Origin of the sequence: Actinomadura syzygii (assembly GCF_008085905.1) — a bacterium.
Lineage (GTDB): Bacteria > Actinomycetota > Actinomycetes > Streptosporangiales > Streptosporangiaceae > Spirillospora > Spirillospora syzygii.
Window position 1 is genome coordinate 88,463 of the sequence record NZ_VSFF01000003.1, and the last position, 25,170, is coordinate 113,632.

The window sequence follows — 25,170 nt, forward strand, 5'->3', positions numbered from 1 at the left end:
ACGCTCATTACCTCCGGCCGCCGGGCCAGGTCGCGGCCGTCCCCGCCGTGGTGGTTTGCTAGGGGCGACGGAACCGACCCGTAGGGGGAACGAGAGTGAAGAGCGTCGAACCCGAGGTGTTCCTCGTCGCGCGGCCCGAACTGGACTACGACGAGGTCGCCCGGTACCTGCGGGACGTGGGCGGCGAGAGCTGGCTGGAGCGGCTCGACCGGGGCGACCTCGACGACGAGCTGAACGACCCGCAGAACCTCGCCGAGTTCGCCGGACGGCTCTGCTACCGCTCCTGGGAGCCCGGCCTCAACCCGAACGTGAAGAAGGTCCGCACGAACTCGGGGGAGTACCTGGAGAACATCCTGCGCAGCCTGCACGGGTCGGTGCTTGAGCACGTCAGCTTCAGCTTCGTCCTGCACAACGTGAGCCGCGTCCTGACGCACGAGCTGGTGCGGCACCGTCCGGGAGTGGCGATCTCGCAGGAGTCGCTGCGGTTCGTCCGGCTGCAGGACATCCCCTTCTGGTTCCCCGAGTGGGCCCGCGAGGACCCCGAGCTGATGAAGCGCGCCACGGCGCTGCTGGAGCAGATGGAGGAGTTCCAGGGCTGGATGGCCGGGCACTTCCGGCTGGACGACGAGGGCGTCCCGTTCAAGGAGAAGAAGCACAAGACGTCCTTCATGCGGCGGTTCGCCCCCGAGGGCCTCGGCACCGGCCTGGTCTGGACGGCGAACGTCCGCACGCTGCGCCACACGCTGGAGAACCGCACCGCGCCGGGCGCCGAGGAGGAGATCCGCCTGCTGTTCGGCAAGATCGGCGACCTGATGCGCAAGGAGGCCCCGGACCTCTTCGGCGACTACGTCGTTGAGGACGGCACCTGGGTCCCCCAGTGGCGCAAGGTCTGACCGGGTCGGCGGCGGAAAAATCTACAAGGTAAAGGCACCGGGCGGTTCAGACGTCAGTCGGCGGCGAATCCGCCCTCGGGACGGATGATCTCCAGGTTGGTGCCGTCCGGATCGTTGAAGTAGGCGACCTGGGTGCCGAGCGCCGCCTCCGGGTGACCTCGTCCGCGACGACGGGCTCCCGGCCGGTCAGGGCCTTGTAGAACGCGATCGACACGTCGAGGTCGGAGACCGAGATCCCGACGTGGGCGGCGCGGCCGAGGTTCATCGGCGTGCTGGAAGCGAGTACGCACCCCGCCCGAGCGGGACGAGCACGGCGACATGAGGCGCGCCGCGTCCATTACCTGGGGCGTAATCGCACGCGTGATCGGTCGGCGGGTAGCGTCGGGGCCGTGACGACGGCGTTGAGCGACGTGAGACCGGTGGGGGAGCGGCTGCGCGCCTGGCGGCAGCGGCGCAGGCTCAGCCAGTTGGAGCTGGCCTCGGAGGCGGACGTGTCCACCCGCCACCTGAGCTTCGTGGAGACGGGGCGCTCCACGCCGAGCAGGGAGATGGTGCTGCGGCTGGCCGAGCACCTGGACGTCCCGCTGCGCGACCGGAACCTGCTGCTGGTGTCGGCCGGGTACGCGCCGGTGTTCGAGGAGACGCCGATCGAGGAGCCGCGGATGGACTCCGTCCGGGCGGCGCTCAAGCAGGTGCTGGACGGGCACGAGCCCTACCCGGCCGTCGTCGTGGACCGGTTCTGGAACCTGGTCGACGCCAACGGCGCGGCCGCGTTCTTCATGGAGGGCGCCGCCCCCGAGCTGCTGGAGCCGCCGCTGAACGTGCTGCGGCTCAGCATGCACCCGGACGGCCTGGCGAGGAAGATCCTCAACCTGGCGGAGTGGCGCGCCCACATGATCGACCGGGTGCGGCGGCACGTGGCGCTGACCGCCGACGCGTCGCTCGCCCAGCTCTACCGGGAGCTGCGGAGCTACCCCGGGGACGTGGGGGAGGCGATCGCGCCGCCGCCGGGCCACGAGGTGTTCGTCCCGCTGCGGATGCGGCTGGACGGCCGCGAGCTGTCGTTCTTCACCACGATCGCGACGTTCGGCACGCCGGTCGACATCACGCTCGCGGAGCTGGCGATCGAGTCGTTCTATCCGGCGGACGCGGCGACCGGCGAATACCTGCGGAAGCGGGCGGGCTGGTGACGTCCGGCTCCGCCTCGGCGGAGAGCAGGTCGTGGTGGACGCGGGCGAGGGACATCCCCTGCCGCTGCAGGGCGGTGACCGTCCGCCGGACGAACGGGACGGGCCCCGCGACGTAGGCGTCGTGGTCGCGCCAGCCGGGGACGCCGTCCAGGAAGGCGGGCAGGACGTCGGGGACGCGCCCGCGCGGCGCGCCGTCCGGCACGTCCTCCTCGGGCGAGCGCGACAGGACGGGGACGACCCGCAGCCCGGGGCACGCGGCCTCAAGCCCGCGCAGTTCGGCCATGTCGTAGAGGCCGCGTGCGGTGCGGGCGGCGACGAGCAGGCGGACGTCGTGGTCCCGTCCGCAGACGGCGGCCTGCTCGGCGAGCGCCCTCATCGGGGCGAGCCCGGTGCCGCCGCCGATCAGCAGGAGGCCGCGCGGGGAGCCGGGGTCGAGCGTCATCGTCCCCTCGGCCGGGCCGAGCAGCACGGTGTCGCCCGGCGCGGTGCCGCGGACGAGCGCGCCGCTCACCCACCCGCCGGAGCGGGCGCGGACGTGCAGCCGCAGCGTCCCGTCGACGCGCGGCGCGTTGGCGACGGAGTACGGCCGCCAGACCCGCGGCCAGCGCGCGGTCTGCACGGTGACGTGCTGCCCGGCGCGGAACGGCAGCGGCCGCTCGGGCCGCAGCGTGAGGACGGCGAGGTCGTGGTCGCGGCGGTCGTGCGCGGCGACCTCGGCGACCCACCAGGGCGGGGCGGTCTCGGCGTCCTGCGCCGCGGCGTCGATCATGATCGCCGCGGCCTCGCGGTAGGCGGCGGTCCAGGCGTGCTCGGCGGCGCGGGTCCACACGTCGGCGGCGTAGGCGCGCAGGGTGGCGAGCAGCGCGGCCTCGACGGCGGCGTAGTGCTCGCGCCGGACGCCGTACTTGCGGTGCCCGCGGCCGAGCCCGCGCAGGTGCCGGGCGAGCTCCTCGGGGTTGTCCTGGCTCCAGACGATCCGGGTGATCGCGTGGAAGAACCGGTCGTGCTGGGCGCCCATCGCGGGCGGGAACAGCGCCCGCAGCCGCGGCTCGGCGGCGAACAGGCGGCCGTAGAAATAGCTCGTCGAGCCCGCCGGATCCGCTTCCAGGCGGGTGAGGCATTCTTTGAGTATTCCGGGTTCCGGTGCCATTCTGGGAGCTCGCCCCCTGGGGTCTCGCTGGCCGGATCCCGGGCTCGCGCGCTGGTCGCGCCCCAATCCCCACCCGGGTTCGTGAGATTCTCGCACGCGGATCCGTGCCTGCCCAGCGCAGCTGCCCGCGACGCCGGCGAATGGATTCCGAGCGTAATCGGTTACCAATTGCCGGTGACTGACGGTAAAGCGAAAAGGAAAACCATACTGATCAGTATTTGCGTATCGTCCCCGCTGTGATCGAAAACCCGCGCCGCGCCGGGAGAAGAATGCACTCCGCGGTGGAAGATTCAAGAATTTCTGCGAAGATCCGTCCCGTACGGCAAGCTGACCGGAGCAGCCCCGGGGGCGGGCGGCCGCGAGGGGACGGGTGGCGCACGATGCCGCCCGGTCGACGGCCGTCCTGGGGCCGGTGTCGACCAGAGGGGGAACACGCATGTCAGAGGCCATCCGCGGGGCGCCGGCCCCGTCCGCCGGGGGAGCGGCCGCGCCGCCGCTCATCGGCGTCACCACTTACCTGGAGCCGGCCCGCTGGGGGGTGTGGGTGCGGGAGGCGGCGCTGCTGCCCGCGCCGTACGTCCGGGCGGTGGAGCGGGCGGGCGGCGTCCCGGTGCTGCTGCCCCCGGCCGCGAGCCTGCGCGGGCTGGACGCCCTGGTCGCGCGGCTCGACGGGGTGATCCTCGCGGGCGGCGGGGACGTCGCGCCGGACCTGTACGGGGCCGACCGGCACTTCGAGACGGGGCCGCCGCAGCCGCAGCGCGACCGGTACGAACTGGCCCTCGCCCGCGCGGTCGTCGCGACCGACCTGCCGTTCCTGGCGATCTGCCGGGGCATGCAGGTGCTCAACGTGGCGCGCGGCGGGACGCTCATCCAGCACCTGCCCGAGGCGGTGGGCCACGCCGGCCACGCCCCCGAGATCGGGATGGTCGGCTCGCACCCCGTGCGGATCAGCCCCACGAGCCTGGTGGGCAAGGTCCTCGGCGACGCCGCCGACGTCCCCACCTACCACCACCAGGCGGTGGGGCGGCTCGGCAAGGGTCTGTCCGCCGTCGCGTGGGCGGACGACCAGGTCGTCGAGGCCGTCGAGCTGCAGGGGCACCGGTTCGGGCTGGCCGTCCAGTGGCATCCGGAGGAGGGGGGCGACGGGCGCCTGTTCGAGGCCCTGGTCGCGGAGGCCGCGGGCCGCTGAGCGGGTTGATCCGCTGCTCGCGGGGGAAACGGAGCGCGTAGGTCCGTGAATCCCGACACCCGCCCGGAGCACGCCGCATGCCGTTGGATCCCCAGACCGTGCGTTTCCTGGACGTCCTCGCCGCGTGGACGGGAGCGTCCCCGGACGGAGGCGGGGCTCCGGGGCCCGCCCCGGAGCCCACGGTCGAGGAGATGCGGGCGGTGGTCGGCGCGGCGCGCCCGGCCGTCCGGCGGGAGCTGCCGCTGGTCCGCGACGCGGCGGTGCGCGGTCCCGGCGGGCCGGTGCCGGTGCGGCTGTACCGTCCCGCGCCGCCCGGCCGGGGGCCGCTGCCGCTGATCGTCTACCTGCACGGCGGCGGCTGGGTCCTCGGCGGTCTCGACAGCGTGGACCCCGTCTGCCGCGAGCTGGCGGCGGGCGCCGGCTGCGCCGTCCTGAGCGCCGGGTACCGGCTCGCGCCCGAGCACCCGTTCCCCGCCGCCGTGGACGACGCGTGGGCCGTCGTCGCGTCCGCCGCCCGCGAGCCGGGGCGCTGGAACGCGCTGCCCGGCGCGATCGCCGTGGCGGGCGACAGCGCGGGCGGCAACCTCGCCGCGGCCGTCGCGCTGCTGGCCCGCGACCGGGGCCTGCCGCTCGCCCACCAGCTGCTCGTCTACCCGGTGACCGACACCGCGATGGACACGCCGAGCTGGCGCGAGTACGGCACCGGCTACGGCTTGGACGCCCGGACGCTCGCCCGGTTCATGGGCCTCTACCGCGCGGGCGCCGACCGGTCCGACCCGCGGCTCGCCCCGCTGCGCGCCCGCGACCTCGCCGGGACGGCGCCCGCCACCGTCATCACCGCGGAGTGCGACATCCTGCGCGACGAGGGCGAGGCGTACGCGCGCCGCCTCGCCGCCGCCGGGGTGCCGGTGGAGCTGCGCCGCTACGACGGCGTGGTGCACGCGTTCTTCCTGCTCCCGGAGTTCTTCGACGCGGGTGCGCGGGCGATGGCGTTCGCTGTGCGACGATTGCGCGCGGCGTTCGGCGCGCGGACGCGGGAGGGAGCCGGGCATGGTCGGCGGGCGGTATGACGCCTACGAGCGACTGAAGATCGACTGGGCGGGCGAGGGCGTGCTGCGCGTCGTGCTCAGCACGCCGGGCAGGCTCAACGCGGTCGACCGGACCGGGCACCGGGAGCTCGGCGAGATCTGGCGGGACGCCGACGCCGACGACGCCGTGCGCGCCGTCCTCGTCCGTGGCGAGGGGACGGCGTTCTCCGCGGGCGGCGACCTCGCCATGATCGAGGAGATGATGGACGACCACGCGGCCCGCCGCGCCATCATGCGCGAGGCCCGCGACATCGTGATGAACGTGCTGAACTGCTCCAAGCCCGTGGTCAGCGCGATCCAGGGCCCGGCGGTCGGGGCCGGGCTCGCGGTGGCGCTGCTCGCCGACATCTCCGTCGCGGGACGCTCCGCGAAGATCATCGACGGGCACACCCGGCTCGGCGTGGCGGCGGGCGACCACGCGGCGATCGTCTGGCCGCTGCTGTGCGGGCTGGCCAAGGCGAAGTACTACCTGCTGCTCAACGACGTCCTGACGGGGGAGGAGGCCGAGCGGATCGGCCTCGTCTCGCTCTGCGTGGACGACGACGACGTCCACGACCGAGCCCTGGAGGTCGCCGCGCGGCTCGCCGCCGGACCGGCCGAGGCGCTGTCGCTGACCAAGCACGCCCTGAACAACTGGCTGCGCCTCGCCGGGCCGACGTTCGACGCGTCCCTGGCGATGGAGTTCTTCGGGTTCACCGGCCCGGACGTGCGTGAGGGCGTCGCGGCCGTCCGGGCGAAGCGCCGTCCCGACTTCGGCTGACCGCCCGGCGCGAACCCCTGGCGCGGGTGCCTAGTACGACCTGGGCAGGCCCAGCTCGTGCTGCGCGATGTGGGCCAGCACCAGCTCCTCCGCGACCGGGATGTTCTTGGCGATGCGCGCGTCGCGGAACAGGCGGGCGACCGGGTACTCCAGCGAGTACGCCATGCCGCCGTGCGCCTGGAACGCCCGGTCGGCCGCCTGCCAGGCCGCGTCCGCGGCGGTGAGCTTGGCGATGTTGGCCTCCGTCCCGCAGGGGCGGCCGCGGTCCCACAGCCAGGCGGCCTTGTAGGTCATCAGCCGCGCCAGCTCCAGTTGCGCCTTGATCCGCGCGAGCGGGAACGCGACGGCCTGGTGCGCGCCGATCGGCGTGCCGAACGGGGCCCGCTGCGCGGCGTACTCGCAGGCGATCCGCAGCGTCAGCCCGCCGGACCCGACGCCGCCCGCCGCCGCGAGGACGCGCTCGGGGTTGAGGATGTCCCACAGCACGGCGAACCCCTGGTCGACCTCCCCGATGACGCGGTCGGCGGGCACGCGCACGCCGTCCAGGAAGACCATGCTGGACGCGACCGTGTTCGTCCCGAGCTTCGGGATCGGCTGATAGGTGAGCGTGCCGTCGGCGAGGGCCCGCTTGACGTCCACGAGGAGGACGGTGAACCCGGACGTGCGCGGCCTGGCCTCGGCGGCGGGCACGGTCCGGGCGACGAGGACGAGGTGGTCGGCCCGCTCGACCCCGGAGATCCAGATCTTCTGCCCGCTGACCAGGAACGAGTCGCCGTCCCGCCGGGCGAGCGTGGAGATGTTGATCGCGTTGCTGCCCGCGTCCGGCTCGGTGATGGCGAAGCACGTCTCGACCTCCCCGGCGGCGATCTTCGGGAGGAGTTCGCGCTTCTGCTCGTCCGTCCCGTGGCGGGCGATGGTCAGGCCGCCGAACGCGGGCGTGAGCAGGTACATGAACGACGCGGCGCCGCCCGCGCCGCCCTCGGCGAGGGCCTCCAGCGCGACCGCCAGCTCAAGCAGGCCCTGCCCGCCGCCGCCGTACTCCTCGGGGATCGCGAGGCTGTGCCAGCCGCCGTCGACCAGCTCCCGCCAGACCTCCTCCGGCCAGCGCTCGTCGGCGTCGCAGCGTCCCCAGTAGTCCTGGTCGTACTCGCGGGCGATCGCCAGCACGCCCTCGCGGACGGCCGGCGCGCCCTCGGGCAGGTCGAAGTCCACCGCGCCTCCCTCCACCTCGGTGAGGCGCCCACCGTAGCCCACGCGGTAAGTGGGCACTGACGCAGGGGAGGGGTGGCGGTGCTCAGCCGGGCTCGGCGACGCCGAGGTGGCGGGTGACCATGCGCGCGATGAAGTGCGCGAGCTGCTCCGGCGGTCCGGACGGCAGCATGAGGTGGCTCGCGGTCAGCCGCACCGCCGCGTCCGCGATCTCGGTGAGGGCGGCGCGGTCCAGCTCCGGCCACTGGCGCAGGCCGTGCTCGGTGATCCGCTCGCTCGCGGTGAACAGCACCGGCTCGGCCTGCGTGGTGAGCAGGGGGAGCAGCTCGTCGCCGCCCGCGCCGGTCAGCACGACCTTCTTGAGCTGGTCGTCGGCCGAGGTCTCCAGCGTGAACAGGACGGCGGCGACCACGGCGGAGTAGAGGTCCTCGTGCTCGGACAGCACCGCGTCGATGCCGTCGAGGTACCGCTCGTTGTCGCGGATCACCACGGCCTGCGCGAGGCCCCACTTGTCGCCGAACTCGTTGTAGACGGTCTGGCGGCTCACCCCGGCGGCGGCCGCGACGTCCCGCATCCGGACGGCCCGGTACCCGCGCTCGACGAGGAGCGCGGCGGCGGCGTCCAGCAGCGACTCGCGCACGGGACGCCCGGCGGTGGCCATGAGTCGTCGTTCCTCCGGGGGTGGCGGACGGTGAGGTGTGGGTCATTATCCCCCGTGAACCGTCCCCGATCACGCCCCGGCGGGAGGCGGCGGCCGGTCAGGACTCCAGCCGGTCGCGCGTCCACTCCTTGACCCCGGCGACGAACGCGTCCACGTCGGCGGCCTTCCCGGACGCCATCTCCGCGAACCAGTCCGGCACGTACCGCTCGAACCCGCCGCTCGCGACCAGTTCGAGGACGGCGTCCGCGACCTCGCGCGGCGGCAGCGCGTCCGACAGGTCGCTCAGCGGCTCCTCGTTGCCGGGCAGCGTGAACAGCTCCGTCCCGGCGATCAGCGCGGGCTGGACGACGTGGGCCCGCACGCCCGTCCCGTCCAGGTCGACGGCCATGCTCTCCCAGAACGCGGTGAGCGCCGCCTTGGACGCGCCGTACGCCGCCTCGTGCGGCGGGCCGAGCCGCGCCGCGACCGACCCGATCGCCACCAGGTGCCCGCGCCCGCGCGCGATCATGCCGGGCAGCAGCGCCTGCGTGAGCCGCACCGGGGACAGGTAGTTGAGCCGCACGACCTCCTCGGCCTCGCCGGGGGACATGTCCTGGACGCGCCGCCGCTTCGGCATGCCCGCGTTGTTGACCAGCACGTCCACGCCGCCGAGCTCGCGTTCGACGGCGGCGGCGAGGTCGTCGATCCCGTCGAGGTCGGCGAGGTCGGCCGTCCACATCGCCGACCCGGGCGCGTGGGCGCGGCACCGGGCGAGGACGTCCGCCAGCCGGTCCTTGCGCCGCGCCACGAGGCCGACCCGCGCCCCGGCCTCCGCCAGCGCCTGCGCGACGACCGCGCCGATGCCGGACGACGCTCCGGTGACCAGCGCGGTCCGTCCGCCGAGCGGCCTCCGCTCCGCTTCGTCCTGCGTCATTTCTCCGCTCCGCTCCGGGACACCATGCCGCCAACGTCACACACCCGGCCCGGCCCGGCAAGGCGCACCGCCGCTCTCCGCCCGGACGAGAGCGGCGACCGGCGTGGCGCGGCACGGGTAAGCTCGTGGGTTCGCCCTCAAACCGCCCTCTCGCCGCCGGAGGTCTGTCCGCATGCCCCCAGAACCGCCCGAGGAGTCCGCTTCCGCCGACCTTGCCGACCCTTCCGACCTGCGCGACCTCCCCGAGAGCGACGTGCTCGCGGCCGAGCGCGCCCACCTCGCCGAGTCCCGTGCCGCGCTGCGCCGGATGCGCGAGCACGCCGGCTCGCTGACGGCCGACGTCGCGGCCGACTGGGTGTCCAAGCAGTTCCTCGAGTCGCTGCTCGACCAGCGCGTCGCCGCGCTCGCCGACCACCCGGACACCCCGCTGTTCTTCGGCCGCATGGACCGCGACGCCGTCGCCCCGGTAGACCTCGACTCCGACCTTCCGGCGGTCATGTACGTCGGGCGGCGGCACGTCCACGACGGCGACGAGGGCCGCCCGCTCGTGCTGGACTGGCGCGCCCCCGTGTCCCGCGCGTTCTACCAGGCCGGGCCCGCCGAGCCGATGGGCTGGCGGCTGCGCCGCCGGTTCGGCTTCCGGGCGGGGGAGCTGACCGCGTTCGAGGACGAGCCCCTCGGCGGCGGCGCCGAGATCGGGCCGTCCCGCATCCTGACCGAGGAGATCGAGCGCCCCCGCACCGGGCCGATGCGCGACATCGTCGCGACCATCCAGCCGGAGCAGGACGTGATCGTCCGCGCCGACCTGCCGCGGACCGTGTGCGTGCAGGGCGCGCCGGGCACCGGCAAGACGGCCGTCGGCCTGCACCGCGCCGCCTACCTGCTGTTCACCCACCGCGAGCGGCTGTCGCGGTCGGGCGTCCTCATCGTCGGGCCGAACCGGGCGTTCCTCGCCTACATCTCGGCGGTGCTGCCCGCGCTCGGCGAGGTCCGCGTCGAGCAGGCCACGGTGGACGACCTGCTCGGCGCGCCCGCGGCGGAGGAACCGGCGGAGGTCGGGACGCTCAAGGGCGAGGCGCGGATGGCGGACGTCCTGCGCAGGGCGCTGTGGCTGCACGTCCGCAAGCCCGCCGACGGCCTCGTCGTCACCCGCGGCATCGCCCGCTACCGGCTCGCCGACCACGAGGTCCGCGAGACCGCCGCCGCGCTGCGCGGCACGACCCGCTACGGCGCCGGGCGCGCCGCGTTCGCCCAGCGGCTCGCCCACCAGATCCTCGTCCGGATGGAGAAGCGCGGGGAGGCGCCGGACGACCGCGTCCAGGACCAGGTCGCGCGCGGCCGCGAGGTGCGGCGGATCGTCGACGAGGTGTGGCCGAAGCTGACCGCCGAACAGGTGCTGCACCGGCTGCTGTCCGACGCCGACCTGCTGCGCAGGGCCGCGAAGGGCGTGCTGGACGACGGCGAGCAGGCCGCCCTGCTGTGGGCCAGGCCCGCCCGCTCCCACCGCTCGGCCAAGTGGACCGCCGCCGACCGCGCCCTGCTGGACGAGCTGAACGACCTCATCGAGCGCACCTCCTCCCTCGGCCACCTGGTCGTGGACGAGGCGCAGGACCTGTCCGCCATGCAGCTTCGGGCGCTCGGCCGCCGCTGCGGGACGGGCTCGGCGACCGTCCTCGGCGACATCGCGCAGGGCACCACGCCCTGGTCGGCCGCGTCCTGGACGGACGTCCTCGGCCACCTCGGGCAGGAGGGCGAGGTCACCGAGCTGACGCTCGGGTTCCGCGTGCCCGGCACCGTGCTCGACTTCGCGGCCCGCCTGCTCCCGCACGTCGCGCCGGGCCTGGAGCGGCCCCGGTCGCTGCGTCCGGGGACGGGCGCGCTGGACGTGCGGCGCGTCCCCGACCTCGCGTCCGCCGTCGTGGACGCCGCGCGGGAGGAGCTCGGCCACCTCGGCTCGGTGGGCCTGATCGTCCCGGACGCCGCCGCCGGGGCGCACGCGGCGACGCTGGCGGCGGCCGGGCTGGAACACGCGGTCCTCGGCCCCGGCTCGGACGGCTCAGGCGGTGCCGCGCGGCTGCTCGTCGTCCCGGCGTCGCTCGCCAAGGGCTTGGAGTACGACCACGTGATCGTCGCCGAGCCCGCCGCGATCGCCGCCGCCGAGGCGCGCGGCCTGGCCCGGCTGTACGTCGTGCTGACCCGCGCGGTCACGTCGCTGACCGTCCTGCACCACGACGACCTGCCGGTGGAGCTGGCGGCCTGAGCGTCAGCGCGGGCGCAGCCCGTCGAAGGCGATCCTGAGGACGTCGGACCCGACGCCGGCGTGGCCGGCCGCGTAGGACATCCCGGCGAGCAGTGCCATCACCTCGCCCGCCCCCACGTCGGACCGGACGGCCCCGGCCCGCTGCGCCCGGACGAGGAGCGCGCCGATCGCGTCCTTCAGGCCGGGCCCGGCGCGGCCGGTGACCCCGCGCGCGTCCACGCCCGCCTCCGCCAGGGCCTCCGTCACCGCCTGCTTGGCCGCCGCCTGCGCCACCACCCGGGAGAAGAACCCGAAGAACGCACTGCCCGCGTCGTCGGCGGATTGCAGCTCCTCGGCCTCGCCCGCGAGCCGCTCGACCAGCGTCACGAGGACGGCCTCCAGCAGCGACTCCTTGGTGGGGAAGTGCCGGAACACCGTGCCGATCCCGACGTCCGCCCGCCGCGCGACCTCCTCGGTGGACGCCGACGTCCCGAGGTCGGCGAAGACCTCCTCGGCCGCGGCGAGGACCTTGGCGCGGTTGCGCTGCGCGTCGGCGCGCAGCGGCCGACCGGACGGGGGTGACGTCATCTCGGCCTTCCGGTTGACAAGTGGAGTGCTGGCTCCGTATTTTCCATGCGGAGCACGCACTCCGATTGTAGGGGAGAAGAGAATGTCCGAGTTCGCCACCCCCCGCGCGGTCTTCCAGCGGATCATCGACGGCGTGACCGCGCGGCGCCCCGAGGGCCTGCCCGAGCTGTACGCCGAGGACACGGTCGTCGTCCACCCGTTCGCGGAGCCGCCGTCACGGCTGGAGGGCCGCGAGGCGCTGCGCCGCCACTTCGCCCAACTGGAGACCCTGCCGATCGAGATGGAGGCGCGCAACGTCGTCGTCCACCAGACCGCCGACCCCGAGGTCATCATCGCCGAGTTCGAGTACAAGGGCCGCAACACCGACACGGGGCGTCCCTTCGTAATCCCGAACATCTTCGTCATGCGCGTGCGCGACGGACGCGTCGTGGAATCCCGCGACTACGCCCACCACCGCGCCTTCCAGGAGGCGATGGCATGACACGCGAAGAAGCGGCCGCCGGCCCCCGCGAGGTGTTCGCGCGGCTCAGCGCGGGCATCTCCGCGGGCCGCTGGGACGAGCTCGCCGCCCTGTACGCCGAGGACGCGGTCGTCGTCCAGCCGTTCGCGCTGCCGCCCGCGCCGCCGCGGGTGGACGGCCGCGCCGAACTCGACCGGCACTTCCGCGCCACCGCCCGGGGCCCGCTCGAACTGCGCGCCCGCGACGTCGTCGTGCACGAGACGGCCGACCCGGAGGTGATCGTCGTGGAGTTCGACTACGACGGCCGCGTCGCCACGACCGGGCGGACGTTCCGCGTCGCCAACATCCAGGTGCTCCGGGTGCGGGACGGGCTGATCGTCGAGACCCGCGACTACCACGACCACCCCGCCTTCGCCCGCGCTCTGGCCGACGCGGGCGCCTCGGGACGGGGTGCGGGGGAGGCGAGTACACGGGAGACGGGGGACACGGGCGGGGGCGGTTGACTCGCCGTCCCGGCGGTTCCTAGGCTGGACGGGCCATACCGACCGGTTGGTATGTTCGCGGGCGGCCCGGTCGCCGCCCGCCCGCGCGGAGGTCCGCCCTGTGAGCACAGCACCGCCCGACGCCGACGAGCTGGAGAGGCGGGCGGGCGAGTTCCTCGCCGCGCACGACCCGGCCGTCCTCGACCCCCTGGAGTTCCTGCGGGCCCGGTTCGACGCCGGGCTCGCCTGGGTCCACCACCCCGAGGGGCTCGGCGGGCTCGGCGCCCCGCGCGCCCTGCAGGCCGCCGTCGACCGTCGGTTCGCCGCGGCCGGGGCGCCGTCCAACCACCCCGAGCGCAACGGGATCGGGCTCGGGATGGCCGCGCCGACGATCCTCGCGTTCGGCACCGAGGAGCAGAAGCGCCGCTGGCTGCGCCCGCTCTGGACGGGCGAGGACATCTGGTGCCAGCTCTTCAGCGAGCCGGGCGCCGGGTCCGACCTGGCCGCGCTCGCCACCCGCGCCGTCCGCGACGGCGACTCCTGGACGGTCAACGGCCAGAAGGTCTGGACGTCCATGGCCCACGAGGCGCGCTGGGCGATCCTCGTCACCCGCACCGACCCGGACGTCCCCAAGCACCGCGGCATGACCTACTTCGTCTGCGACATGACCGCGCCGGGCGTCGAGGTCCGCCCGCTGCGGCAGCTCACCGGCGAGGCCGAGTTCAACGAGGTGTTCCTCACCGACGTCCGCATCCCCGACGCGCACCGGCTCGGCGAGGTCGGGCAGGGCTGGCAGGTGTCCACGACGACGCTGATGAACGAGCGCGTCGCGATCGGCGGCACCGCCGCGCCCCGCGAGAGCGGCATGATCGGCGTCGTCGCGGCGCTGTGGCGGGACCGTCCCGACCTGCGCACCCCCGGCCTCCACGACGCCCTGATGCGCGCCTGGGTGGAGGCCGAGGCGGCCCGCCTCACCGGGGCGCGGCTGCGCCAGCAGCTCACCGCCGGGCAGCCGGGGCCGGAGGGCTCGGGCGCCAAGCTCGCCTTCGCCAAGCTCAACCAGGAGATCTCCGGCCTGGAGCTGGAACTGCTCGGCGCGGACGGCCTCCGCTACGACGACTGGACGATGCGCCGCCCCACCGAGGTCGACTTCACCCGCCGCTCGCCCGGCTACCGCTACCTGCGCGCCAAGGGCAACTCCATCGAGGGCGGCACCTCGGAGATCCTGCGCAACATCATCGCCGAGCGCGTGCTCGGCCTGCCCGGCGAGATCCGGGTGGACAAGGACGTCCCGTGGAAGGACCTGCCCCGATGAGCGCCCCTGCGAGCGACCCCGTGACCGATCACGTGGGCGACCTGCTGTACGGCGAGGTCGAGGACGACCTGCGGGCGAGCGTCCGAGAGGTGCTCGGCGACAAGGCGCCGTGGACGTCCGTCCTCGCCGGGACTGAGCGGGACGCCCCCTACGACGCGGCGCTCTGGCACGCCGTCGCCGCGCAGCTCGGCTGCGCCGGGCTGCCCGTCCCCGAGGACCTCGGCGGCGCGGGCGCGACCTGGCGCGAGACGGCGGTGGTCATGGAGGAGCTGGGACGGTCCGCCGCGCCCGTCCCGTTCCTGACCAGCTCGGTGATCGCGACGGCGGCGCTGCTCGCCGCCGGGGAGCGCGACCTGCTCGGCCGCCTCGCCGCCGGGGACGCGGTCGCCGTCCTGGCCGTCCCGTTCAGCACCGCACCGGGCGACGAGGTGCCGGGCGTCGAGTTCGCGGACGGGACGCTCACCGGCGCGGTCGCCGCCGTCGCCGACGGCCTGGCCGCCGACGTCCTGCTCGTCCCGGCGTCCGGCGGCCTCTACGCGGTCGACGCCGCCGACGCCCACCGCACCGCCGTGACCTCGCTCGACATGACCCGGCGGCTCACCGACGTCGAGTTCGCGGGCGCGCCCGCGCGGCGCGTCGCCGACGGGCCGGACGCCGTCCGCGCGGCTCTGCTCATCGGGGCGGCGATGCTGGCGTCCGAGCAGCTCGGGCTCGCGGAGCGGTGCCTGGACGACACCGTCGCCTATGTGAAGACGCGCTACCAGTTCGGCCGTCCGGTCGGGTCCTACCAGGGGCTCAAGCACCGGCTCGCGGACCTGTGGGCGTCGATCACGCAGGCCCGCGCGGTCGCCCGGCACGCCGCGTCCTGCGTCGCGGCCGGGGACGGCGACGCGCCGGTCGCGGTCGCCGTCGCGCAGGCGCACTGCTCGGCCGTCGCGCTCAAGGCCGCCGAGGAATGCGTGCAGATGCACGGCGGCATCGGGTTCACCTGGGAGCATCCGGCCCACCTCTTCCTGAAGCGGGCGAAGGCCGACTCGATCGCGCTCGGCACCGCCGACCGGCACCGCGCCGAACTGGCCGCGCTGGTCGACCTGCCCCCGGCCTGACGGGCGCGCCGGGCGGCCCCGTGCAACGGGCCGCCCGGCGGTCAGCCTGTGATCACCGCCAGGACGCGCGCGCCCTCCTCGAACGCGCCGCGTTCGGTGAGGGCGAGGATCCCGGCCATCATCTTCGCCGTGTAGATCCGGTCGAGGACGATCCCGTGTCGCGCGGCGAAGTCGTCGGCGAACGCGTCCAGCTCCGGGGCCGTTCTGGCGTAGCCGCCGAAGTGGAAGTCGTGCTCGACGCGCCAGGCCCCGCGCCGCCCGCCGTACGCCTCGCGCTGGAGGCGCTCCACCTCGCCGTCCATGAAACCGCCTTTCAGGACGGCGAATCCCAGCGCGCGCTGGTCCGCCGCCAGCCCGGCGGCGAGGCCCGCGAGCGTACCGCCCGTCCCGCAGGGGACGCAGACGACGCCGTGGCCGGGGACCTCCCGCCCCAGCTCCTCGCAGCCCTTGACCGCGAGCGCGTTGCTGCCGCCCTCCGGCAGCAGGTGGAAGTCTCCCCACCGCTCACGCAGCGCGGCGATCAGGGCGGGCTCGTGCTTGCGCCGGTAGGACGCGCGGTCCAGGTAGGACAGGCGCATCCCGCACCGCTCGGCGAAGGCGAGCGTGTCGTTCAGCGGCAGCCGCTCCTCGCCCCTGATCACCCCGATGGTCGCGAACCCGAAGATCCGCCCGGCCGCCGCCGTCGCGCGGACGTGGTTGGAGTAGGCGCCGCCGAAGGTCAGGACCGTCCCGGCCTCGCGGGCGGGCGCGATGTTGTGCTTCAGCTTGCGCCACTTGTTGCCGGGCAGTTCGGGGTGGAGGAGGTCGTCCCGCTTCAGGAAGAGCCGCACGCCGCGGCGTTCGGCGCGGTCGTCGGCCAGCTCCACGACCGGCGAGGACCCGGGCGGGATCACCGGGGGGCGGGCAGGCCGAGCCGGGCGCGGATGTCGCGCTGCACCTCCTCGGCGGCGGGCCGCGCGTCGACCGTGACGACGTACTCCTTGCGGCCGAACAGCTCCAGGATCGGGGCGGTCCGCTCGCGGTAGCCGCGCAGCCGCTCGGCGAGCGCCTCCTCGGTGTCGTCCTCGCGGGCGGCGAGCGCGCCGCCGCACACGTCGCAGCGCCCCTCCTCGGTCGGCCGGTCCGCGATGAGGTTGTAGTCCATCCCGCAGCGGGAGCAGAACCGGCGGGCGAGGACGCGGCGGCGGACCTCCGCGTCCGGCAGGTCCAGGTTGATCACGCCGTCGATGTCGTAGCTCTCCAGGAAGAACTCCGTCTGCCTGCGGCTGCGCGGGAAGCCGTCGATCACGAACCCGTAGTTCCAGTCGTGCTGGTCGAGCCGGTCGCGGACGATGCCCTCCACCAGGTCGTCGCCGACCAACTCCCCGTCCGCCATGATGCGCCGCACCTGCGCGCCGAGCTTCGTGTGGCTCTTCACGTGCCAGCGGAAGATGTCGCCGACGCCGATGTGCACGATGTCCAGGTCCCGTGCGAGCAGCGCCGACTGGGTCCCCTTGCCGCTGCCGAGCGGGCCGATGATCACGTACTTGCGCATGCGGAAAGCCTATGTGGAACGTCCCGCACCGCGGGCCCGGCCAACCGCGGGCCCGGCTACAGGGGCAGGCGCAGGCGGCGGCCGAGGCGGCGGAACCGCGACCCGGGGACGTGCTCGGGCGACTCGTCCCGCGCGGTCAGCGACTCCAGCAGCAGGTCGAACGACGGCGGGCGGACGCACACCAGCGTCGCCCTGGCCCGCCGCGCGCAGTGCAGCCGCACCGACGGGCGCAGCAGCCGCGACAGCGCGCCGCGCGTCCCGTGCCCGACGACGAGGATGTCGTCGTCGCCCGCGAGCCGCACCAGCGTCGCGCCCGGCTCGCCGACCAGCGCCAGCGCCGTCATGGCCACGCCGTCCGGCGGGCCGTCGCTGACCTCGGCGAGCAGCCGGGCGATCAGCTCCGCGCCGGAGCCGCGCAGCGCCTCGGTGATCCCGCAGCCGAGCTGCCCGGCCGCCGACACGTGCGGGGGCAGCGGCGCGGCGTGCGCGACCAGCAGCGGCAGCCGCCGCAGCCGGGCCTCGCCGATCGCCCAGGAGAGGGCGCAGCGCGCACCCGCGGAGTCGTCCACCCCCACCACGACACGGGGGCCGCCGTCCGGTCTCGCGATCACGGTCCCTCCCGAGGCCGCCGGTTGTGTGCAGTCTAGGGTGCAGTGATACCCGCTCTCAGGGAAGTGTTTCGCGTTTCGGCGATGCCGGTTTCCGTGAACTTTCCGTCCGGTTCCGTGATCGCCGCCCGGAATCGGTGTCCGGGACGGCCCGCCGCGCGGCCGCTGGACCGGCCGCGGTCCCCGGCGGCACACTTCCGGTATGGGCACACCCGGTACGGGCACGCCGCGCGCAGGCGGCGGCGCCCCGCATGAGAGCGACCCGTCCTGCGCCGTCGCGCACGGCGACGTCCCGCCGGACGCCGCCGACCGGACGCTGGTCGCGGTGTTCGCGAGCCCCGTCGCCGACCACCTGCTGCGCTACGGCGCCGACCTCGGCTACCGCACGTTCCTCGTCGACCCCGACAAGGACCGGGCCGGGGCCACGGACCTCCCGCCGCTCGACGGCGCCGCGGACGTCGTCGTCACCGACCACCACCGGCCGGAGCTCGGGCCCGTCCTGCGGGACGTGCTGACCCAGCCCGTCCGCTGGGTCGGCGTCATGGGCAACCCGCGCCACCCGGCCCCGCACATCCCGGCGCTCACCGAGCTCGGCGTCCCGGCGGCCGACATCGCCCGCGTGCACCGGCCGATCGGGCTGAACATCGGCTCGAGGACCCCGGCGGAGATCGCGATCGCGGCCCTCGCCGGGCTGATCGCCGACCGCAACGGCCGTCCCGGCGGCTTCGAGTTCTGACCCGCTCCGGCCATCTCCCGGCCGCGCCGGGCGGCGGACGATCTCCCAGGTCAGCGCGTACGATGTGGGGATTGAGCGCGTTCTGTCGGTGGGCTCCCCTACCGTCGGGACCGACGGGCCCGTCGGCGGCGCCCGTCCGAGCGACGACGCCGAACGAAGGTGACCAGCATGGCGAACAGCACCATCGAGTCAGACCGGGACTTCCAGCAGCTCGCCGATCCGTACCGGCGGGAACTGCTGGCGCACTGCTACCGGATGCTCGGCTCCATCCACGACGCCGAGGACCTCGTCCAGGAGACCTACCTGCGGGCGTGGCGCTCCTACGGCAGCTTCGAGGGGCGGTCCTCGCTGCGGACGTGGCTGTACCGCATCGCCACCAACGTGTGCCTGACCGCGATCGACCAGCGCGGCAACCGGCCGATGCCGTCCGGGCTCGGCGCGCCGAGCGACGAGCCGGAGCGCCCCGTGGTGGCCTCGCCGGAGGTGCCGTGGCTGGAGCCCGCGCCCGACACCGTCCTCGGCGCGGACGCCGCCGACCCCGCCACGATCGTCGCCGCGCGGGAGAGCACCCGCCTCGCGTTCATCGCGGCGCTCCAGCACCTGCCCGCCAAGCAGCGGGTCGTGCTCATCCTGCGGGACGTCCTGAAGTGGAAGGCCGCCGAGGTCGCGGAGCTGCTCGACACCTCCACCGCCGCGGTCAACAGCGCGCTCCAGCGGGCCCGCGCCCAGTTGGAGGAGAACGCCCCGCTGCGCGACGAGCTGGTCGAGCCGACCGACCCCGGCCAGCGCGAATTCCTCGAACGCTACGCCAAGGCGTTCGAGGACGCCGACATCGCCGGGCTCATCGAGCTGTTCAAGCAGGACGTCATCTGGGAGATGCCGCCGCACCTCGACTGGTTCGTCGGGGCGGAGAACGTCGTCCGGCTCATCGCCGTCCAGTGCGCCCCCGACCCCGGGGAGCTGCGCATGGTCCCGGCGGCGGCGAACGGGCAGCCCGCGTTCGGGCTCTACCGGCGCGGCGACGACGGCGTGCACCGCCCGTACCAGCTGCAGGTCGTCAGCCTGACCGACGGCGGCGTCTCGCACGTCTCGGCCTTCTTCGACACGACCCTGTTCCCGCTGTTCGGACTGCCCGAGCAGGTCTGACTCCAGCCCTCCCTCCCTTCCACTCAGCGGAAACCCCCGGGCTGCGGTGCCGCGCCCGGATGCGAGTGTGGAACCGGCGGCACGTTCCAGTGATGCCCGTGAGAGGGCCGTGGCCGTCCGCCGAGAGCGGGAATGGGAGGCACATGGACAAGGTCGTGGTGGAGGCGGCGGGGGGCGCCGCCCGCATCGGAGGGATGAGCGCATGACGCATCCGCCGTACCTGTACCCGCCCTACAAGAGCACCGTGCTGCGGGCGCCCGCGCAGGAGCCGGTCATGCCGAAGCTCGGGCCGGACAGCGTCGAGCTGACCGCGCCGGTGTTCGGCCACCAGGAACTCGGCCGCCGCGACCACGACCTCACCGTCCAGCACTCCGGCGAGCCGCTCGGCGAGCGGATCATCGTGACCGGTCGGCTGCTCGACTCGGCGGGCCGCCCGGTGCGCGACGCGCTGGTCGAGGTCTGGCAGGCCAACGCGGCCGGACGCTACGCCCATCTCGGCGACATCCACCCCGCGCCGCTCGACCCGAACTTCACCGGCGCCGGGCGCTGCCTCACCGACGACGACGGGCGCTACCGCTTCGTCACGATCAAGCCGGGCGCCTACCCGTGGGGCAACCACCACAACGCCTGGCGGCCCGCGCACATCCACTTCTCGGTGTTCGGCACCGCGTTCACGCAGCGGCTCGTCACCCAGATGTACTTCCCGGGCGACCCGCTGTTCGCGTTCGACCCGATCTTCCAGTCGATCCCCGAGCAGCGGGACCGCGAGAAGCTGATCTCCCGCTTCGACATGGACACGACCGTCCCGGAGTGGGCGCTCGGCTACCAGTGGGACATCGTCCTCGGCGACACCCCGGTGGAGGCCCAGTGAACGCCGCGTCTCCGCTCACCCCGTCCCAGACGGTCGGGCCGTTCTTCGGCTACGCGCTGCCCTACGACGCCGGGCCCGAGATCGTGCCGGCCTGGCGGCCGGACGCGATCCGGGTGCGCGGCCGCGTCCTCGACGGCGCGGGCGAGCCCGTCCCCGACGCGCTGGTCGAGATCTGGCAGCCCGACGAGACCGGCGAGGTGCACCGGCGGCCGGGCGGCCTCGTCCGGGACGGGAACGACTTCGCGGGCTTCGGACGCTGCGGCACCGACCCGGACGGCGGCTACTGGTTCAGCACCGTGAAGCCGGGCGCGACCGGCGACGCCGCGCCCTACATCGCCGTCCTCGTCTTCGCCAGGGGCCTGCTGAAGCCGGTGTTCACCCGGCTGTACTTCCCCGAGGACGACGCCGCGCACGCGGGCGACCCGCTGCTCGGCGTCGTCCCCGCGGAGCGCCGCGCGACCCTGGTCGCCGAGCGCGAGGGGGAGCGGAGGTACCGTTTCGACATCCACCTGCAAGGGGAGCGGGAGACGGTCTTCCTTGGCTTCTGACGACGACGCCGGCCGCACGGCCGCGCCGGACGCGGGGCTGCTGTCGCCGGTCCGCGCCGGGACCGCGGCCGAGGCCGCGACGAGCGACCACGCCTACCTGGCCGCGATGCTGGACGCCGAGGCGGCCCTCGCCCGCGCGCAGGCGCGGCTCGGGATCGTCCCGGCGGACGCGGCCGACGCGATCGCCGCCGCGGCCGTGCCCGAGCGGTTCGACCTCGTGGACCTCGCGCGCCGGGCGCGCGGATCGGGCAACCCGGTCGTCCCGCTGGTCGCCGACCTGCGGGCCCTCGCCGGACCGGCGGGCGAGCACGTCCACCGGGGCGCCACCAGCCAGGACATCGTCGACACCGGCGCGATGCTCGTCGCGTTCCGGACGCGGCGCGTCGTCGTCGCCGAGCTCGACCGGGCGCTGGAGGCGCTCGCCGGGCTCGCCGCGCGGTACCGCGACACGCCGATGCCCGCCCGCACCCTCGGCCGCCAGGCGATGCCGACGACGTTCGGCGCGAAGGCCGCGAACTGGCTGCTCGGCTGCCTGGAGGCGCGCGGACGGCTCACCGCCGTGATCCTGCCGGTCCAGCTCGGCGGCCCCGCCGGGACGCTCGACGCCTACGGCGGGCAGGCGTTCGACCTGGTCGCGGCGTACGCGGAGGAGACGGGGCTGGCGCGCCCCGTCCTGCCCTGGCACACCCGCCGGACCCCGGTCGCCGAGCTGGCCGGGGCGCTCGCGCTGACCGCCGGGGCGCTCGGCAAGATCGGCACCGACGTGTGGCTGCTGGCGCAGAGCGAGGTCGCCGAGGTCGCGGAGGCGGCCGGGCCGGGCCGCGGCGGCTCGTCGTCGATGCCGCACAAGCGCAACCCGGCGCTGTCCGCGCTGGTCCGCTCGGCGGCGCTGCAGGTCCCGGCGCAGGCGCAGGTGGTGTACGCGGCGCTGGCCGCGCCGCACGAGCGCCCGGCGGGGGAGTGGCACGCCGAGTGGCAGCCGCTGCGCGAGTGCCTGCGGCTCACCGGCGGCGCGGCCGAGACGGCCGCCGGGCTCGTGTCCGGCCTGGAGGTGTCCACCGAGCTGATGCGCGTCGACCTCGACGACCTGCTGGACGCGCTCGGCGGCGACCCCGGGCCCGGTGCCGCGGGCGCGCTCGTCGACCGGGCCCTCGACGCCTACCGGAGGAGCCGCGCGTGATCGCGCCGCACGCCCGCGCGGACGGCCCGGACGACGCGCCCGCCGTCGTCCTCGGACCGTCCCTCGGCACGTCCATGGACCTGTGGCTCCCGCAGCTCCCCACGCTCACGGCCGGGTGGCGCGTCCTGCGCTACGACCTGCCCGGGCACGGCGGCTCGCCGCCCCCGGACGGCCCGTTCACCGTCGCCGACCTCGCCGACGCCGTCGCCCGCCTCATGGACGAGCACGGCGTCGACCGCGCCGCCTACGCGGGCGTGTCGCTCGGCGGGGCGGTCGGCGTGGAGCTCGCGCTCCGCGCCCCGGACCGGGTCGCGAGCCTCGTCCTGTGCTGCACCTCGCCGCGGTTCGGCGAGCCGGGCCCGTGGCGGGAGCGGGCCGCGCTCGTCCGCCGGGACGGCACCGAGGCCCTCGCGGAGACGGCCCCGGGCCGCTGGTTCACGCCGGGCTTCACCGGCGCGGACCCGTACGTCGCGATGCTCCGCGCCGCCGACCGCGAAGGCTACGCGGCCTGCTGCGAGGCCCTCGCCCGGTTCGACGCGACCGACCGGCTCGGCGGGATCACCGCCCCGACGCTGGTGATCGCCGGGGCGGACGACATCCCGACCCCGCCGCGCGGCCACGCCGACCGGCTGGTCGCGGGCATCCCGGACGCCCGGCTCACCGTCCTCGACGGCGCCGCCCACCTCGCCAACGCCGAGCGGCCGGACCAGGTCACCGGCGCGATCGCCGCGCACCTCGACCGCACGTGGAAGGGAACCGGACGATGAGCGAGCGCCTCACCGACGCCGAGCGCCTCACCGACGCCGAGCGCCTCACCGAGGGCGAGCGGCACGCCCGGGGCATGGCGACGCGCCGCGCGGTGCTCGGCGACGCCCACGTCGACCGCGCCGAGGCCCGCAAGGACGCCTTCACCGAAGACTTCCAGGACCTCATCACCCGGTACGCGTGGGGCGAGATCTGGAGCCGCCCCGGCCTCGACCGCAGGACCCGGAGCTGCATCACCCTCACCGCCATGGTCGCGGGCGGCCACCTGGAGGAGCTGGCGATGCACGTCCGGGCCGCGCTCCGCAACGGCCTCACCCCGGACGAGGTCAAAGAGGTGCTGCTCCAGTCGGCGATCTATTGTGGAGTGCCCGCCGCGAACTCGGCGTTCGCCGTCGCCCAGCGGGTACTCGCAGAGCAGGAGTGAACACAGCCCAAGCGGAGGGCCACGTGGCAGGGGACGGCGCGGATCCGGGCGACACCGGCGGGGCGGCGGGTCGCGCGCGGCCGGTCGGCGTGGCGGGCAAGGTGATGGCCATCCTGAACGCGTTCGCGCAGGGCGGCGTCCGGCTGAACCTCAGCGAGATCTGCCGCCGCGCCGGGCTGCCGCTCGCCACCGGCCACCGGCTCGTCGGAGAGCTGGTCGGGGGCGGGTTCCTGGAGCGCGTCCCGGACGGCACCTACCGCATCGGCACCCGGCTGTGGCGGATCGGCAGCCAGGCCCCGGCCGTCACGGGCCTGCGCGAGCTGGCCCTCCCGCACATGGAGGACCTGTACGAGGCGACGCACGACAACGTGCAGCTCGGCGTCCTGCGCGACGGCCGCGTCCTGATCGTGGAGCGGCTGCGCGGCACCCGCTCGGTGCCGGTCCTGACGCAGGTCGGCGCGACGCTGCCGCTGCACGCCACCGGCGTCGGCAAGGTGCTGCTCGCCCACGCGCCGCCGGACGTCCGCGAGCGGGTGCTGCGCGGCGGGCTGCCCCGGCACTCGGCCCGCACCACCACCGACCCGGACGAGCTGCGCCGCGCCCTCGACCGGGTCCGCCGCGCCGGGTACGCGCTGACCCGCGACGAGATGACGCTCGGCGCGTCGTCCGTCGGCGCCCCGGTCCGGGACGGATCGGGCGAGGTCGTCGCCGCGCTGTCGCTCGTGTCGAGCACGCGGGGCGCGGACCTGCGGCGGCTGCTGCCGCCGCTGACGACGGCGGTGCGCGCCCTGTCCAGGGACGTGGCGCAGCACTGGAACGGTCATCCCGACATCTTCTCCGCGGAGCGGAAGACCGGCGCCTGACCCCGGTACCGGCGCGCGCGAGCGCCGCCGGGCGGAGCATGAGGAGGTTCGATGCGTACCCAGGTCGCGATCATCGGCGGCGGCCCGGCGGGACTGCTCCTGTCCCGGCTCCTGCACCGCCAGGGGATCGACTCGGTGGTGCTGGAGAGCCGCGACCGCGACTACGTCGAGCACCGGCAGCGCGCCGGGATGCTGGAGCAGGGCACGACCGACGCGCTGCGCGAGTGCGGCGCGGGGGAGCGCCTCGACCGGGAGGGGCTCGTCCACCACGGGCTGGAGCTGCGGTTCGGCGGCGCGGGGCACCGGGTCCCGATCACCGACCTCACCGGCCGGACGGTGACCATCTACGCGCAGACCGAGATCGTCAAGGACCTCGTCGCGCTGCGGCGGGCGGACGGCGGCGACGTCCGGTTCGAGGCCGAGGTCGTCGGCCTGGACGCGTCCGCGCCCAGCGTCACCTTCCGCAGTGGGGGCCGGACGCACACTCTGGAGTGCGACTACATCGCGGGCTGCGACGGGTTCCACGGCGTCAGCCGCCCGGCCGTGCCGGGCCTGCGGACGTTCTCCCGCGAGTACCCCTTCGCCTGGCTCGGCATCCTCGCCGACGTCCCGCCGTCCACCGAGGAGCTGATCTACGCCAACCACGACCGCGGGTTCGCGCTGCACAGCCTCCGTTCGCCCAAGGTCAGCCGCCTCTACCTCCAGGTGTCCCCGGACGAGGACATCGCCGTGTGGCCCGACTCCCGCATCTGGGACGAGCTGGCGACCCGGTTCGCCACCGACGACGGCTGGACGCTCCGCGAGGGCCCAGTCACCGACAAGTCGATCACGCCGATGCGCAGCTTCGTCGCCGAGCCGATGCGGCACGACAGGCTGTTCCTCGCGGGGGACGCGGCGCACATCGTCCCGCCGACCGGGGCGAAGGGGCTGAACCTTGCGGTGTCCGACGTGATCATCCTGGCGCGGGCGCTGGCCGAGCGGTACGGGTCCGGCTCGGAGACGCTGCTGGACGGCTACTCCGCCGCGTGCCTGCGGCGCGTCTGGCGGGCCGAGCACTTCTCCTACTGGATGACGACGCTGCTGCACACCGACCCGGCCGCGAGCACGTTCGAGCGGCGGCTCCAGCGCTCCCACCTGGAGTACGTGGCCTCCTCGGCGGCGGCCGCGACGTCCCTGGCGGAGAACTACGCAGGACTGCCCATCGCGGGATGAGATGGACGTCACGCGAAATGGCAGCGTCTGAAATTCTGCC

At 74.8% G+C, this 25,170-nt stretch carries 28 protein-coding genes; 19 read left to right on the plus strand and 9 right to left on the minus strand.

The features are described from left to right. The first annotated feature begins 95 nt into the window (after nucleotides 1-95). Complete coding sequence (thyX, locus tag FXF65_RS07490) at nucleotides 96-893, plus strand: FAD-dependent thymidylate synthase (protein WP_148348997.1); 798 nt, start codon at nucleotides 96-98, stop codon at nucleotides 891-893. Between the two features lie 46 nt (nucleotides 894-939). On the opposite strand, the gene FXF65_RS07495 is transcribed toward thyX, so the two are convergent. Next, entirely contained in the window at nucleotides 940-1,158 is a 219-nt protein-coding gene (locus FXF65_RS07495; RefSeq protein ID WP_148348998.1) for a VOC family protein, read from the minus strand. Between the two features lie 124 nt (nucleotides 1,159-1,282). Between FXF65_RS07495 and FXF65_RS07500 the strand changes: the two genes are divergently transcribed. Next, nucleotides 1,283-2,083: an MmyB family transcriptional regulator gene (locus FXF65_RS07500; RefSeq protein ID WP_148348999.1), complete on the plus strand. Its 801-nt coding sequence runs from the start codon at nucleotides 1,283-1,285 to the stop codon at nucleotides 2,081-2,083. On the opposite strand, the gene FXF65_RS07505 is transcribed toward FXF65_RS07500, so the two are convergent. After that, on the minus strand, nucleotides 1,998-3,233 hold the full coding sequence (locus FXF65_RS07505) for a globin domain-containing protein (RefSeq protein ID WP_148349000.1): 1,236 nt from the start codon (nucleotides 3,231-3,233) through the stop codon (nucleotides 1,998-2,000). The two genes, FXF65_RS07500 and FXF65_RS07505, sit on opposite strands and share 86 nt — an antisense overlap. Before the next feature lie 436 nt (nucleotides 3,234-3,669). On the opposite strand from FXF65_RS07505, the gene FXF65_RS07510 reads away from it, so the two are divergent. From FXF65_RS07510 to FXF65_RS07520, 3 genes are all read left to right on the plus strand, one after another. After that, on the plus strand, nucleotides 3,670-4,422 hold the full coding sequence (locus FXF65_RS07510; RefSeq protein ID WP_148349001.1) for a gamma-glutamyl-gamma-aminobutyrate hydrolase family protein: 753 nt from the start codon (nucleotides 3,670-3,672) through the stop codon (nucleotides 4,420-4,422). A gap of 77 nt (nucleotides 4,423-4,499) precedes the next feature. Then, nucleotides 4,500-5,492: an alpha/beta hydrolase gene (locus tag FXF65_RS07515; protein ID WP_148349002.1), complete on the plus strand. Its 993-nt coding sequence runs from the start codon at nucleotides 4,500-4,502 to the stop codon at nucleotides 5,490-5,492. Next, nucleotides 5,473-6,270, plus strand: a complete 798-nt coding sequence (locus tag FXF65_RS07520) for an enoyl-CoA hydratase/isomerase family protein (protein WP_148349003.1) — start codon at nucleotides 5,473-5,475, stop codon at nucleotides 6,268-6,270. Before FXF65_RS07515 ends, FXF65_RS07520 begins: the two co-directional genes overlap by 20 nt. 30 nt (nucleotides 6,271-6,300) lie before the next feature. Here the strand turns inward: FXF65_RS07520 and FXF65_RS07525 are convergent, their stop codons facing one another. The 3 genes from FXF65_RS07525 to FXF65_RS07535 form a co-directional block, all read right to left on the minus strand. Then, a complete protein-coding gene (locus FXF65_RS07525) occupies nucleotides 6,301-7,482 on the minus strand; it encodes an acyl-CoA dehydrogenase family protein (protein WP_148349004.1) in 1,182 nt (393 codons plus the stop codon). A gap of 82 nt (nucleotides 7,483-7,564) precedes the next feature. After that, the gene (locus tag FXF65_RS07530) at nucleotides 7,565-8,140 is read right to left on the minus strand and encodes a TetR/AcrR family transcriptional regulator (protein WP_148349005.1); all 576 of its coding nucleotides are present in this window, start codon (nucleotides 8,138-8,140) and stop codon (nucleotides 7,565-7,567) included. Nucleotides 8,141-8,237: 97 nt separating this feature from the next. Next, a complete protein-coding gene (locus FXF65_RS07535) occupies nucleotides 8,238-9,053 on the minus strand; it encodes an SDR family NAD(P)-dependent oxidoreductase (RefSeq protein ID WP_148349006.1) in 816 nt (271 codons plus the stop codon). Between the two features lie 172 nt (nucleotides 9,054-9,225). Between FXF65_RS07535 and FXF65_RS07540 the strand changes: the two genes are divergently transcribed. Continuing rightward, nucleotides 9,226-11,313, plus strand: a complete 2,088-nt coding sequence (locus FXF65_RS07540) for a HelD family protein (RefSeq protein WP_148349007.1) — start codon at nucleotides 9,226-9,228, stop codon at nucleotides 11,311-11,313. A gap of 3 nt (nucleotides 11,314-11,316) precedes the next feature. On the opposite strand, the gene FXF65_RS07545 is transcribed toward FXF65_RS07540, so the two are convergent. After that, nucleotides 11,317-11,880: a TetR/AcrR family transcriptional regulator gene (locus FXF65_RS07545; protein ID WP_148349008.1), complete on the minus strand. Its 564-nt coding sequence runs from the start codon at nucleotides 11,878-11,880 to the stop codon at nucleotides 11,317-11,319. An 82-nt stretch (nucleotides 11,881-11,962) separates the two neighbouring features. Between FXF65_RS07545 and FXF65_RS07550 the strand changes: the two genes are divergently transcribed. The 4 genes from FXF65_RS07550 (at nucleotide 11,963) to FXF65_RS07565 (ending at nucleotide 15,243) form a co-directional block, all read left to right on the plus strand. Then, nucleotides 11,963-12,361, plus strand: coding sequence for a nuclear transport factor 2 family protein (locus tag FXF65_RS07550; protein ID WP_148349009.1), 399 nt, complete (start codon nucleotides 11,963-11,965; stop codon nucleotides 12,359-12,361). Continuing rightward, nucleotides 12,358-12,843: a nuclear transport factor 2 family protein gene (locus tag FXF65_RS07555; protein ID WP_148349010.1), complete on the plus strand. Its 486-nt coding sequence runs from the start codon at nucleotides 12,358-12,360 to the stop codon at nucleotides 12,841-12,843. Before FXF65_RS07550 ends, FXF65_RS07555 begins: the two co-directional genes overlap by 4 nt. A 100-nt stretch (nucleotides 12,844-12,943) precedes the next feature. After that, nucleotides 12,944-14,137, plus strand: a complete 1,194-nt coding sequence (locus tag FXF65_RS07560) for an acyl-CoA dehydrogenase family protein (RefSeq protein WP_148349011.1) — start codon at nucleotides 12,944-12,946, stop codon at nucleotides 14,135-14,137. Further along, nucleotides 14,134-15,243, plus strand: coding sequence for an acyl-CoA dehydrogenase family protein (locus tag FXF65_RS07565; protein WP_148349012.1), 1,110 nt, complete (start codon nucleotides 14,134-14,136; stop codon nucleotides 15,241-15,243). Before FXF65_RS07560 ends, FXF65_RS07565 begins: the two co-directional genes overlap by 4 nt. 41 nt (nucleotides 15,244-15,284) lie before the next feature. Here the strand turns inward: FXF65_RS07565 and FXF65_RS07570 are convergent, their stop codons facing one another. From FXF65_RS07570 to FXF65_RS07580, 3 genes are read right to left on the minus strand one after another with little or no spacing between them, the layout of a single operon-like run. Next, nucleotides 15,285-16,136 (minus strand): 1-aminocyclopropane-1-carboxylate deaminase/D-cysteine desulfhydrase, encoded by an 852-nt coding sequence (locus FXF65_RS07570; RefSeq protein WP_148349013.1) that lies wholly within the window; start codon nucleotides 16,134-16,136, stop codon nucleotides 15,285-15,287. Then, nucleotides 16,133-16,777, minus strand: a complete 645-nt coding sequence (locus tag FXF65_RS07575) for an adenylate kinase family protein (RefSeq protein ID WP_148349014.1) — start codon at nucleotides 16,775-16,777, stop codon at nucleotides 16,133-16,135. The genes FXF65_RS07570 and FXF65_RS07575 overlap by 4 nt, the downstream gene beginning before the upstream one ends. A gap of 56 nt (nucleotides 16,778-16,833) precedes the next feature. After that, nucleotides 16,834-17,388, minus strand: a complete 555-nt coding sequence (locus tag FXF65_RS07580) for a universal stress protein (RefSeq protein WP_187412165.1) — start codon at nucleotides 17,386-17,388, stop codon at nucleotides 16,834-16,836. A 199-nt stretch (nucleotides 17,389-17,587) separates the two neighbouring features. Between FXF65_RS07580 and FXF65_RS07585 the strand changes: the two genes are divergently transcribed. The 9 genes from FXF65_RS07585 (at nucleotide 17,588) to FXF65_RS07620 (ending at nucleotide 25,130) form a co-directional block, all read left to right on the plus strand. Then, the gene (locus tag FXF65_RS07585; RefSeq protein ID WP_148349016.1) at nucleotides 17,588-18,121 is read left to right on the plus strand and encodes an XdhC family protein; all 534 of its coding nucleotides are present in this window, start codon (nucleotides 17,588-17,590) and stop codon (nucleotides 18,119-18,121) included. A gap of 168 nt (nucleotides 18,122-18,289) precedes the next feature. Beyond that, nucleotides 18,290-19,267 (plus strand): sigma-70 family RNA polymerase sigma factor, encoded by a 978-nt coding sequence (locus tag FXF65_RS07590; protein ID WP_148349017.1) that lies wholly within the window; start codon nucleotides 18,290-18,292, stop codon nucleotides 19,265-19,267. A 109-nt stretch (nucleotides 19,268-19,376) separates the two neighbouring features. Continuing rightward, nucleotides 19,377-20,138 (plus strand): protocatechuate 3,4-dioxygenase subunit beta, encoded by a 762-nt coding sequence (pcaH, locus tag FXF65_RS07595; RefSeq protein WP_281288887.1) that lies wholly within the window; start codon nucleotides 19,377-19,379, stop codon nucleotides 20,136-20,138. Next, a complete protein-coding gene (gene pcaG / locus FXF65_RS07600; protein WP_148349019.1) occupies nucleotides 20,135-20,686 on the plus strand; it encodes a protocatechuate 3,4-dioxygenase subunit alpha in 552 nt (183 codons plus the stop codon). Before pcaH ends, pcaG begins: the two co-directional genes overlap by 4 nt. Next, entirely contained in the window at nucleotides 20,676-21,866 is a 1,191-nt protein-coding gene (gene pcaB, locus FXF65_RS07605; RefSeq protein ID WP_148349020.1) for a 3-carboxy-cis,cis-muconate cycloisomerase, read from the plus strand. The genes pcaG and pcaB overlap by 11 nt, the downstream gene beginning before the upstream one ends. Then, the gene (gene pcaD / locus FXF65_RS46100; protein WP_342787287.1) at nucleotides 21,863-22,633 is read left to right on the plus strand and encodes a 3-oxoadipate enol-lactonase; all 771 of its coding nucleotides are present in this window, start codon (nucleotides 21,863-21,865) and stop codon (nucleotides 22,631-22,633) included. Before pcaB ends, pcaD begins: the two co-directional genes overlap by 4 nt. Beyond that, the gene (gene pcaC / locus FXF65_RS46105; protein ID WP_222868428.1) at nucleotides 22,630-23,055 is read left to right on the plus strand and encodes a 4-carboxymuconolactone decarboxylase; all 426 of its coding nucleotides are present in this window, start codon (nucleotides 22,630-22,632) and stop codon (nucleotides 23,053-23,055) included. Before pcaD ends, pcaC begins: the two co-directional genes overlap by 4 nt. Before the next feature lie 23 nt (nucleotides 23,056-23,078). Further along, nucleotides 23,079-23,918 (plus strand): IclR family transcriptional regulator, encoded by an 840-nt coding sequence (locus FXF65_RS07615; RefSeq protein WP_246198409.1) that lies wholly within the window; start codon nucleotides 23,079-23,081, stop codon nucleotides 23,916-23,918. Between the two features lie 51 nt (nucleotides 23,919-23,969). Then, entirely contained in the window at nucleotides 23,970-25,130 is a 1,161-nt protein-coding gene (locus tag FXF65_RS07620) for a 4-hydroxybenzoate 3-monooxygenase (protein ID WP_148349021.1), read from the plus strand. The last annotated feature ends 40 nt before the right edge of the window (nucleotides 25,131-25,170 follow it).

Bases quoted from the DNA above. Each gene is read 5' to 3' on its own strand.
- FXF65_RS07520 (WP_148349003.1), top strand. From the start codon at position 5,473: ATGGTCGGCGGGCGGTATGACGCCTACGAGCGACTGAAGATCGACTGG.
- FXF65_RS07505 (WP_148349000.1), bottom strand. From the start codon at position 3,233: ATGGCACCGGAACCCGGAATACTCAAAGAATGCCTCACCCGCCTGGAA.
- FXF65_RS07550 (WP_148349009.1), top strand. From the start codon at position 11,963: ATGTCCGAGTTCGCCACCCCCCGCGCGGTCTTCCAGCGGATCATCGAC.
- FXF65_RS07555 (WP_148349010.1), top strand. From the start codon at position 12,358: ATGACACGCGAAGAAGCGGCCGCCGGCCCCCGCGAGGTGTTCGCGCGG.
- pcaC (WP_222868428.1), top strand. From the start codon at position 22,630: ATGAGCGAGCGCCTCACCGACGCCGAGCGCCTCACCGACGCCGAGCGC.
- FXF65_RS07535 (WP_148349006.1), bottom strand. From the start codon at position 9,053: ATGACGCAGGACGAAGCGGAGCGGAGGCCGCTCGGCGGACGGACCGCG.
- FXF65_RS07575 (WP_148349014.1), bottom strand. From the start codon at position 16,777: ATGCGCAAGTACGTGATCATCGGCCCGCTCGGCAGCGGCAAGGGGACC.
- FXF65_RS07530 (WP_148349005.1), bottom strand. From the start codon at position 8,140: ATGGCCACCGCCGGGCGTCCCGTGCGCGAGTCGCTGCTGGACGCCGCC.
- FXF65_RS07620 (WP_148349021.1), top strand. From the start codon at position 23,970: ATGCGTACCCAGGTCGCGATCATCGGCGGCGGCCCGGCGGGACTGCTC.
- FXF65_RS07545 (WP_148349008.1), bottom strand. From the start codon at position 11,880: ATGACGTCACCCCCGTCCGGTCGGCCGCTGCGCGCCGACGCGCAGCGC.
- FXF65_RS07515 (WP_148349002.1), top strand. From the start codon at position 4,500: ATGCCGTTGGATCCCCAGACCGTGCGTTTCCTGGACGTCCTCGCCGCG.
- FXF65_RS07585 (WP_148349016.1), top strand. From the start codon at position 17,588: ATGGGCACACCCGGTACGGGCACGCCGCGCGCAGGCGGCGGCGCCCCG.
- FXF65_RS07495 (WP_148348998.1), bottom strand. From the start codon at position 1,158: ATGAACCTCGGCCGCGCCGCCCACGTCGGGATCTCGGTCTCCGACCTC.
- FXF65_RS07540 (WP_148349007.1), top strand. From the start codon at position 9,226: ATGCCCCCAGAACCGCCCGAGGAGTCCGCTTCCGCCGACCTTGCCGAC.
- FXF65_RS07510 (WP_148349001.1), top strand. From the start codon at position 3,670: ATGTCAGAGGCCATCCGCGGGGCGCCGGCCCCGTCCGCCGGGGGAGCG.
- FXF65_RS07590 (WP_148349017.1), top strand. From the start codon at position 18,290: ATGGCGAACAGCACCATCGAGTCAGACCGGGACTTCCAGCAGCTCGCC.
- FXF65_RS07565 (WP_148349012.1), top strand. From the start codon at position 14,134: ATGAGCGCCCCTGCGAGCGACCCCGTGACCGATCACGTGGGCGACCTG.